A 9,872-nucleotide genomic window follows, 5' to 3' on the forward strand; every position below is an offset into this window, starting at 1 on the left:
TGTCTGAAGGAGAACCGTTGAATTCCCGTCTCAAAGTTGTCGGTGTCGCTGCCGCGTTGACAGTTGTCCTTTCCGGATGCACCCAGTCGACTGGCAACGACACCGCAACTGCCCCAACAGCGCCGGTGAGTTCGACGTCGCTGCCGGCAAGTTCAACCGCAATGGTTCAGACTCCGAGACTTCTGTCCATCAACAACTTCCGCGATCTCGCCGGGCCCGACGGCGGCTACATCACCTCGGACGGACGTCGGGTTCGAGAAGGCGTGCTCTACCGTTCGAATGCACTGACGGCAAACGACGCGGACGCCGCCGTTTTGGACACCCTCGCTGTGAAGGCCGTATACGACCTCCGCACCACCGCGGAGATCGAGAAGAGTCCGGATCGTGTTCCGACCGGGGCGCGCTACACGCATGTCAACATCATCGGGGATGCCGCGAGCGGATCCGTCACGTCGTCGGTGGATCTCTCCACCCCGGAGAATGCCGCGGCAGTGCTCATCGATGCGAATCGAAAGTTCGTGACCGATCCGGCGATGCGCGCGCAGTTCGGAACTCTGCTGACCGACATCGCGACAACCGACGGTCCGCAGGTCTTTCACTGCACCGCGGGCAAGGATCGGGCCGGATGGACCAGTGCGGTTCTGCTGAAGATCGCCGGCGTCGACGACGCGACGGTGATGAGCAACTATCTCCTCACCAACGAGTATTCGAAGGATTCGATCGACGCGACTGCCGCCCAGATCACCGCCGCGAAGGGCGAGCAGGCCGGCGCGGCCATGAAGGTTCTCATGGGTGTCTCCCCCGAGTTCCTGCAGGCCGGGTTCGATGAGATCGCCGCCAATTTCGGCACGTTCGACAACTATCTGACGACCGGAATCGGGCTGTCGACCGACACCATTGCCGCGTTGAAGACCAAGCTCACCGCGTAGGCCTTCCGAACGACTTCGCTCTGCGCGAACGTCGGTATGACCGACGCCGACGAGGACGTTCGATACCGGTATGAGTGGAGATTCGGAGCCACTGGACGCCTTCTCCGAAGCCGTGATCCATGTTGCTCAGCGGGTGCTCCCGAGCGTCGTCAGCCTGCGGGTCCGGACGCGCCGCGGCACCGGAGGTGGGAGCGGGTCGGTGCTGACCTCTGACCGCTACATCCTGACCAGCGCCCATGTTGTCGACGGGGCGAGGCAGGCCGAGGTGACGTTCTCCGATGGCGGTGAGGTGATCGCAGACGTCACGGGCCGCGACACCCTGTCCGACCTTGCGGTCCTGCGGGCGAGGGGTGACGTGCCACCGGCCGTGACCCGCGGCGATGCCGCCCAGCTGCAGGTCGGGCAGCTGGTCGTCGCTGTCGGGAGTCCACTCGGCCTTGCCGGTAGCGTCACCGCCGGCGTCGTCTCGGCACTGGGTCGGTCGCTGCCTACCCGGTCGGGCCGAGTGATCGACGAGGTCATCCAGACCGATGCCGCCCTGAACCCCGGCAACAGCGGCGGGGCGCTCGCCGACAGCTCCGGTCGCCTGGTCGGGGTCAACACGGCCGTGGCCGGTGTCGGCGTCGGGCTCGCCGTGCCGATCAACGCGACGACCGAGCGGATCATCGCCTCCCTGATGCGCACGGGACGGGTGCGTCGTGGCTGGCTCGGCATCGCCGGAATGCAGGTGCCCCTGCCGCCGGAGCTCACCACCAAGCTGGGCCGCAGGCGTGGCGTCCAGGTGGCCCAGGTGGTTCCTGGGAGTGCCGCGGCGGCGGCCGGACTGCACACAGGCGACATTCTCGTGGCGATCGACGAACGCCCCATCGCGACCGCTACCGATATCCAGGCGCTGATGGTCGAGGGCACCATCGGTCGGCGCGTCGAGGTCACCGTGTGGCGGAACGGAGCACTCGTCGATGCCGTCGCCGTCCCGCGTGAACTCGCCGACGAGCCGTGACCGCCCGACAGGGAGCCGAGCACCCGACCTGATCAGTCGAGCAGCGACCGCGCCTGCGCCGCCAGCCCGCGCATCCCGCGGCGCTGTGCTTCGTCGGCGACGGCAGACAGTTCGTCGGTGCGTCCCGGCGTATCGGGAACGAGTTGCGCACGAAGCAGCCTGCACCGCAGCAGTGTCGGCACGCCTGATGTGCGGTACGCGATCTGCTCGGCCTGCTCCAGCATCGCCGACGCCTGATCGGTGTGCCCCAGCATCGCGTGCAAGCGCGCCGATGCCTCGGCCACCGCGCCCACGACCCCCACCTGCCCGACGATCGCTATGCGGTCCACGAAGGGTGCCAGATGTCCGAGGAACAGTTCGGCGTACTCGAACAGCGACAGATCGGCGACGACATGGGCGAGCAGTGTCTGGTGTCCGAGTGTGGTCCACACGTCCGGACCCGGATCGTCCGCCCAGCGCGCGAGTCCGTCGACCGCGGCCTGCCGGTCGTCCCGGGCCGCCGCGATCGCGATGGTCCACGCCCACGGCTCGACGAAGCCGGGCGTCGTGTCGGCCAGCCGACCCTGCTCCCACTTCAAGGTGTTCTGCGCGAGGTCGGAGCTGCCCGCGGTGTACAGCTCGGTCTGCAGGTGAATCTGCGAGGCCGTATCGTACTGCCGCGCAGCCTGTTCGAGGTCGCCACGCCACTCCGCGAGCGTGCCCTCCATCCACCTGAGCTGGACTCGGACCACGGGAAGTCGCAGGAGGTCGCACCCGACGATGCCCTGCCGCACGTGGGCGGCGGCGGCCTCGGTGTTCGCGAGATTCATCTGCGTCATGCTCGCGACCGTATGCACGATGACGTCGTCGACCCGCGACTGCTGGTGCGGCAGTTCCAGAAGTTCGGTCGACAGCTCGAGCGATTCGTGACCGTGGCGGGCCACTCCGGAGAACAGAAGTATGCGCCCCAGCAGCGCGTCCGCGAGCACATCCGGGTCACCCTGGGCGCGAGCCAGTTCGAGCGCACGGCGACTCATGCCGTCGGGCACCGTCGAATCGGGGTGGTAACAGCTGCCGACCGCGAGCGCGGCGAGGACCCGGGCGTGCGCGACGGGATCGGACGCGACGAACGGTTCCAGCGCCTCGAGGCGTTCGAGCAGCGGTCCGGGATCCCGGCCGTACGACACCCACGGCCACGCACCGGCCGCGCGCAGCAGGGCGGCCGCCAGTCGGCCCGCGCCCGCGGTGCGGCCTTCGCGGACCGCGTCGAGCAGACCGGCTCCCACGACGTCGAGCACGGTCTGCCCGCGACCGGCTCGGGCGAGCGCTTCCACGCGGGCCACCAGCAGGTCGTCACGGTCATCCGGCGACTTTTCCGCCGCCGGTAGTTGATCGAAGATCTGCACGGCGATCTCCCACCAGTGCGCAGCCGTCTCCGAACTCCATCGGTCCGTGGCCTCCCGCGCCGCGACGGTGCACGCGTCGAGTACATCGCGCGGATCCACCAGCGGCAGCGCGGCGCACAGGTGCTGGGCGCGTCGGCTGGCACGGTCGGCATCCGACGAATCCAGCAGGATCTCGGCGACACGTGCGTGAATTCGCTGACGCCGCAACGTCGGCATGGCCGCAAGCACCTCGTGCCGCAGCAGTCCGTGGGCGAAAACGTACCCTCGAGCTCCGGGCGCCGTCACGATGATGCGTTCGTCGGCCGCCTCGTCGAGGTAGTCGGCAAGCGTGTCCAGGTCGAGACGGGACGCCGCGGCCAGCAGGTCGACCTCGACGGCGTCACCGAGCACCGCCGCGGCTCGAAGTACCTGCAATACATCAGGTTCCACGGAGTCGAGGCGCCTGCCCAGCACTGACCGAACGGCCGTCGGAATCCCGTCGCCGAGTCGCTCCTCGCGCGGCAGCCGCGCGTATTCCGAGACGAACAACGGGTTGCCGCCGGTCCGTTCGGTCAGGACCCGCACCTCGGCCGGGCTGAGCCGCTCCCCCGCGACGTGGCAGGCGAGCTCCTCGACCTCGTCCGGGTCCAGTGCCGGCAACGCGATGTGCCGGTTGCCATCCCCGCGCAGCACGGCGTCGACGAGCTTGCCGACGGCCGTGCCGATGCCGGTGTCGCGCATCGTCAGCACGAACCACACCGGGCGGTGCCGGAGAGCCCCCACCAGATAGGTCAGGCAGCCCAGTGACGTCGGATCCGCCCACTGGATGTCGTCGATGACGATCGTCAGTGCGGGCTTGCCCGCGACCGCCATCTCGATCACCTTCAGCACCCGCTCGTACAGGGCGAACCGCGCCTCGTCCGGATCGACGTCGGTCGGGGCCACCAGCACCGCGTCCGCGTCGCCGCCGAGCTCCCGCACCATCCGGCGGATCGGCCACCAGGGCGGCGCGCCGTCGTCCTCGGGGCAGCGGGCCCAGACCGCGGACCCGCCCGCCGCCGCCGTCCGGTCAGCGCACTCCTCGGCCACCCGTGTCTTGCCGATCCCGGCCGGTCCGGTGAGCGCCAGCCACCTGCTCTCCCCGGCAACGACGTCGTCGAGTGTGTGCTCGATCAGCAGCCTTTCGCTGCGGCGCCCGACGAACACGCGTCCCGAGTCCGCCTCTGCGGCGGTTTCCTCCGACTCGGACGCGTCACTGTTCGAGGACGGCGACACCGGGGGCGGAACCTGCTCCGCCCCGGTCCATCCCGGTGTGCGGGGCCAGGCCTCGAGATCCGGGTCGTGGCGAAGTATCGCGCTCTGAAGTGCGCGCAGTTCGGTGCCGGGCTCGAGGCCCAACTCGCTGTCGAGCCGCTCGGCGTGCGAGCGGTACCAGTCCAATGCCTCCGACGATCTGCCCGCCCGGTGCAGGGCGAGCATCCGGAGCCGGCAGGTGCGGTCTCGATAGGGGAACTCGCTGCACAATTGAGCGGCCTCGACGAGGGCGGGTGGGACCCTCCCGAGAGCGAGCTGGGCGGTGATCCGGGTCTCCCGGCATTCGATCCGTACCTCGTCGAACCCGGTGGCCTCCATCTGAACCCACGGCTCGTCGGCCAGATCCTCGAGCAACGGCCCCCGGATCGCCGTGAGCGCTCGGTCGGCCGTCTTCAGCGCCGGTTCCCACGCCCCGTCCTCCGCGAGACGCCGCGCATCCTCGGCGTCGTCGAGGAAGGTCACCAGATCGACCTCGTCGGTCGAGACGTCGAGCACGTACCCCGGTGGTTGGCGCACGATCGACGAGGTGGCTCCGGTCTCGACGCGGAGCACCCGGCGCAGGTTCGAGATGTAGGCCTGGATGCTCGCGATGGCACTCGCAGGCGCGTCGTCGCCCCAGAGAGCCTCGACGAGGCGGGCGGTGGACACCACCCGCCCCCGACCGAGGAGCAGGACCGCGAGGACCGCGCGTTGTTTGCGCGGCCCCAGATCGAGGAGCTCGCCACCGGAGTCGGAGCGGGCCACCTGGAGGGGTCCGAGCAGCCGATAGATCATGCGTGGACTCCTCGTACCCGCCGACTCCGGACTGCCCGAGTGTAGGGACCGAGAGGCGGCGGTGTACGAGAAAACGCTCATCGAAGTGCTGACACGACCTCGCCGGCACCGTCGGCGCCGCGACGCGCGGAACGGCGCGCGGGCAGTGTTGCCGCGCAGACCAGCGCTCCCATCGCCGCGACGAGCGCAGCGACCATCAGCGCGGCGTGCAGACCGGAGACGAACTCCTCCGGCGATCCCCCCGGCAGCATCGACTGCGCGGGCAGCAGGACCCCGAGACCGGCCACACCCACCGCGATCCCGGTCTGGCGGAACGCGTCGTTGATACCGGCGGCCAATCCGACGTGATCGGCAGTGCTCTCGCCGAGCACGAGCCCGCTCATGACCGGGTTGAACAGGCCGGCGCCCACCAGTGCGACGACGAGCCCGGGCAGGATCGCGTACTTCGAGCTGGACACATCGACCACGGTCATCATCACCAGGCCTACGGCCACCGATACCAGCGAAGCGGAAAGCGTGACCGACACCGAGATTCGGCCGTCGAGTTTCGCGGTGGCGCCCGCGACGACGAACATGGCGACCGTCGCCGGCAGATACACCAATCCCGCCTCGACAGGCGACAGGTGCAGAACGTTCTGCAGGTAAATCGTGGTGTAGACGAACACCGCGAACAACGACGCCGAGATCGCGAAGGCCGCGACCTGCGCGCCCGCGAACGCCCGGTTCGTCAGCAATTGCGGCGGCAGCATCGGTTCAGGCGCCCGCAGTTCGTATCCGACGAATCCGATCAGCGCGACGGCACCGACGACGAGGGCGACAATCGTCGCCGGCGAGGTCCATCCGACCTCGTTGCCGCGCAACAGCCCGAAGACGACCGCCCCCAGCCCGACGCAGACGAGGAGCTGTCCGATCAGGTCGGCACCGCGCGGGTTCGGGTCCCGCGACTCCGGCACCCACCTGACGGTGACGGCGAGAGTGAGGAGTCCGATCGGGACGTTGATCAGGAAGATGGCCCGCCAATGCACCAATTCGGTCAGCAGCCCGCCGACCAGCGGACCGATCGCGAACGCCCCGCCGATCGTGGCGCCGTACGCGGCCAGCGCCGTCGCGCGCGCGGGCCCCTTCTCGAACACGTCGGCGAGGAGCGCGAGCGAGCACGCGAACAAGACCGCGGCGCCGACCCCCTGCACGGCGCGTGCGACGTCGAGCACCCAGATGTTCGGCGCCACCGTGCAGATCAGTGAGGCCGCGGTGAAGAGCACGATGCCGACCTCGAACACGTAGCGACGCCCACGCCGGTCGGCCAACGATCCGGCACTGAGGACCACGGTCGCCAACGCCAGCGTGTAGGCGTCGACGACCCACTGCAGCCCGCTCACGCCGGTGTCGAGATCGACCGCGATGGAGGGCAGGGCGGTGTTGACCACGGCGATGTCGAGCATCAACATCGCCGTGGTCACACAGACCACGATCAGGGTTGCGCGTCGCGTGGCGACGCCTCTCGGAAGTGTCTCGACCGGCATCTGTCGTCCTCGCTGTGTCGTGGTGGCGACGCGAGGGTTCTCGCGCCGTCACCACCGTGGTCCCGCCCGCTTGGCTGTCACCGGGCGAAATCCTTGGAGGCGCCCCGCCGGACCCTCGAGCTGCCCTGGACATGTGCATGCCTCCGTCGCCGGCCGCTACTCCGATCCGGGCGAACGCACCGCAGGCGTTCTCGCGCCGCCACGTTGCGCGCCGATCCCTGCGGCCACGACGAAGCCGATGCCGAGGACGGCCACGGGATTCGGGATCTGCCGGAGCGCTACGAGTCCGATGAGGGCCGCAATCGCCGGTTCGACGCTCATCAGCGTGCCGAACGTCCCCGCGTCGAGGCGGCGCAGCGCAAGCAATTCCAGCGCGTAGGGCACCACCGGGAGCAGCACCGCAAGACCGAGGCCGAGGAGAACCAACTGCGGTGTCAGGCGTTCGATGATGTCTGGTGCCGCGACCATCGTCGTGACAGCCCCGGCGACCGGTATCGAGATCGACAGGCCGGCAAGGCCGTCCACCTCGTCACCGACCCTTTGCGTAAGCAACACGTACGCCGCCCAACACACGGCAGCACCCAACGCGAACCCTGCGCCCGTCGGATCGACCTCGCCGCTCCACGGCTGTGTCAGCAGCACGACGCCACCGCCGCCGACCAGCGCCCACAGCCTGCCGGCTCCGCGGGTTCGGGTCACCGCGATTCCCAGGGGACCGAGAAACTCCAATGCACTCGCCGTACCGAGAGGGATCCGTGACGCCGCGGCCATGAACAGCATCGTCATGCCGGCGGTGACCACGCCCAACGCCGCCGCGGAACGAAAGGCGCGGCGCGTGAACTGCGCTGGACGTGGTCGAACGATCGCGAGGAGCAGGAGGCCGGCCCACGCGAGCCGTAGCCACGCGGCACCGGTTGCGCCCACCTGGTCGATGAGCGCGACCGAGGCCGCGAGACCCAGTTGCACGCACAGCATCGCAGAGACTGCCATCCCGGCCCCGGCCCGCGCTGCGCTTCGGACCTCGATCGTTGTCATCACGTCAGTGAAGCGAACTCATCCGTCGGAATCCACGCGAAGATGGTGGACTAATCGTTTAATGATCCTGAACAATGACGGCATGGATCTACACCGACTCCGCATCCTTCTCGAACTGTCCCGGTGGGGTTCGATGCGCGAGGTCGCCCACGAACTCGGAATGACCACATCTTCCGTCTCCCAACACATTGCGGCGTTGACACGAAGGATCGGCACACCACTGACAGAGCCCGACGGTCGCCGGGTGCGCCTGACGCCGGCGGGTCGCCGACTCGCCGAGCACGCCGTGACTATCTTGGCGGCCGTCGATGCCGCGGTACTGGATCTCGATGTGGATGCGGCCCCAGCGGGAACGGTGCGCGTAGCCGGCTTCGCGTCCGCCATTCGGCGCTCGCTGTTGCCGACCATTGAGCGCCTCGGGGCAGCCGAATCTGCGGTGACGGTCATGATTGCCGAACACGAGCCGCTCGAGGCTCTCGAACTGCTTGCCCGCGACGACGTCGACATCGCGCTCACCTACGACTACAACCTCGCTCCAGCGGCACTTCGCAACGACTTCACCGCAACCCCGCTCTGGAGGATGGAATGGGGCCTCGGCACGCACGCGGCCCAGCGCCCCGGTCCGCTGCCCTCCTACGCAGACCACAACTGGATCGTCAACTCACGCAACACTGCAGACGAAGAGGTGCTGCGCATCCTTGCCTCCATGGCCGGCTTCACCCCTCGGATCACCCACCACATCGACAGCCTCGAGCTCATCGACGATCTCATTGCCGCGGGCCACGGCATCGGTCTACTGCCCCTGGAGCGCATCCCTCAGCATTCACAGGTGCGGGTCGGGAGAATCGACGATCTGGAGGTGATCATGCGAACCTACGCCGTAATTCGCCGCGGTCGCGAACAATGGCCGCCGCTGCGGCTCGTACTCGACGAGCTGAGCACCGAGGATCCGGCACGATGGCCATCGTCGTCTCGGGACGCCGAAGGTCGAAGCTCTACCGGTAGCTGAAATCAGTTGCGCCCCAATTCCACCAACGACCATCGAGCCACTGTCACACCGAACCGTCATGTCTGCCGGTCCGGACTCGTGTCCGCGGTGAACTCCCCCACCACCAACTCTGTGATGCTGCTCCGGATCGGGCCCGGGACGTCGTGCGCAAACTTCTTCAGATAGGCGTCGACCCACTCGCTCCGATGCGCCAGAAATGGAAAGTCGGAGCCGACCATGTTGCGCACCGCCAGAATAGGAAGCGGTGCGTCCAGCGCAGGGAACGCCTCGTTCCGCAGCCCGGGCGTGGTGCATCCCGGATAGAACTGGCCGAGCATGAGTCCTTCCCGGACGAACTTGGTCTTGCCTTCGCGTTGCGCCTCCTCGATCAGCGAGTAGTCCGAGACGTCGGGGAATACGAGGAGCACGGCCTTCAGGAGCGCATCGTCGCCGTCAACCGGTGGCAACTCGGGAAAGACACTGAACACCTCGTCCACCGCCGCCGTCATCTGCTGAAGATCGACGTCGCCGCCATCGATGAATCCGACCCAGAACAGTCCTCGCGAGATCGACGGATGGGTGAACGGGCAGACCGGACCCGATCTCCCGAGATCTGGATGCGGTCGAATCAGGTAGTCGCAAACCCACCTACGTAGCACCTCGGAGCACCGATGCTCGACACCCACGACCGCGCCCGCGTCCGTGCCCGCGCCGAACAGCTTCTCGAGTCGAATCGCGGTCATTTCTCCTCCTGCCCGGTCTCGCATCGCACCACCGCCCGACGCGGGAAGGTACCGGCGAGAGGAAAGGACCGATGGCGCTCCGCGCCACACGCAAAAGCATGTTCTCCGGCTCGACTGCGGTGCGTCCACACCTGGCGACCAGGCGAAAGACCGACTACAGACACTGCTTCGGCGGGTGCCACGAATAGCTGAAGTCCTGAGG

7 protein-coding genes are annotated in these 9,872 nt (G+C 68.1%); 3 read left to right on the forward strand and 4 right to left on the reverse strand.

What is annotated here, in order from left to right:
* The first annotated feature begins 161 nt into the window (after positions 1 to 161).
* The gene (locus ACQ5DX_RS12200) at positions 162 to 929 is read left to right on the forward strand and encodes a tyrosine-protein phosphatase (protein ID WP_430332873.1); all 768 of its coding nucleotides are present in this window, start codon (positions 162 to 164) and stop codon (positions 927 to 929) included.
* Between the two features lie 70 nt (positions 930 to 999).
* Positions 1,000 to 1,929, forward strand: a complete 930-nt coding sequence (locus ACQ5DX_RS12205; protein WP_430332874.1) for a S1C family serine protease — start codon at positions 1,000 to 1,002, stop codon at positions 1,927 to 1,929.
* Positions 1,930 to 1,961: 32 nt separating this feature from the next.
* On the opposite strand, the gene ACQ5DX_RS12210 is transcribed toward ACQ5DX_RS12205, so the two are convergent.
* The 3 genes from ACQ5DX_RS12210 to ACQ5DX_RS12220 form a co-directional block, all read right to left on the reverse strand.
* Entirely contained in the window at positions 1,962 to 5,381 is a 3,420-nt protein-coding gene (locus ACQ5DX_RS12210; RefSeq protein WP_430332875.1) for a BTAD domain-containing putative transcriptional regulator, read from the reverse strand.
* A 77-nt stretch (positions 5,382 to 5,458) separates the two neighbouring features.
* A complete protein-coding gene (locus ACQ5DX_RS12215) occupies positions 5,459 to 6,904 on the reverse strand; it encodes an MFS transporter (RefSeq protein WP_430332876.1) in 1,446 nt (481 codons plus the stop codon).
* A 156-nt stretch (positions 6,905 to 7,060) separates the two neighbouring features.
* Positions 7,061 to 7,939 carry an EamA family transporter gene (locus ACQ5DX_RS12220; protein WP_430332877.1) on the reverse strand — a complete coding sequence of 293 codons (879 nt, stop codon included), beginning with the start codon at positions 7,937 to 7,939 and terminating at the stop codon, positions 7,061 to 7,063.
* An 82-nt stretch (positions 7,940 to 8,021) separates the two neighbouring features.
* On the opposite strand from ACQ5DX_RS12220, the gene ACQ5DX_RS12225 reads away from it, so the two are divergent.
* Positions 8,022 to 8,948, forward strand: coding sequence for a LysR family transcriptional regulator (locus ACQ5DX_RS12225; protein WP_430332878.1), 927 nt, complete (start codon positions 8,022 to 8,024; stop codon positions 8,946 to 8,948).
* Positions 8,949 to 9,004: 56 nt separating this feature from the next.
* On the opposite strand, the gene ACQ5DX_RS12230 is transcribed toward ACQ5DX_RS12225, so the two are convergent.
* Entirely contained in the window at positions 9,005 to 9,670 is a 666-nt protein-coding gene (locus ACQ5DX_RS12230; protein ID WP_430332879.1) for a DUF6875 domain-containing protein, read from the reverse strand.
* Between the last annotated feature and the right edge of the window lie 202 nt (positions 9,671 to 9,872).

It is taken from the genome of Rhodococcus sp. ACT016 (genome assembly GCF_050477185.1).
Classification (GTDB): Bacteria; Actinomycetota; Actinomycetes; order Mycobacteriales; family Mycobacteriaceae; genus Prescottella.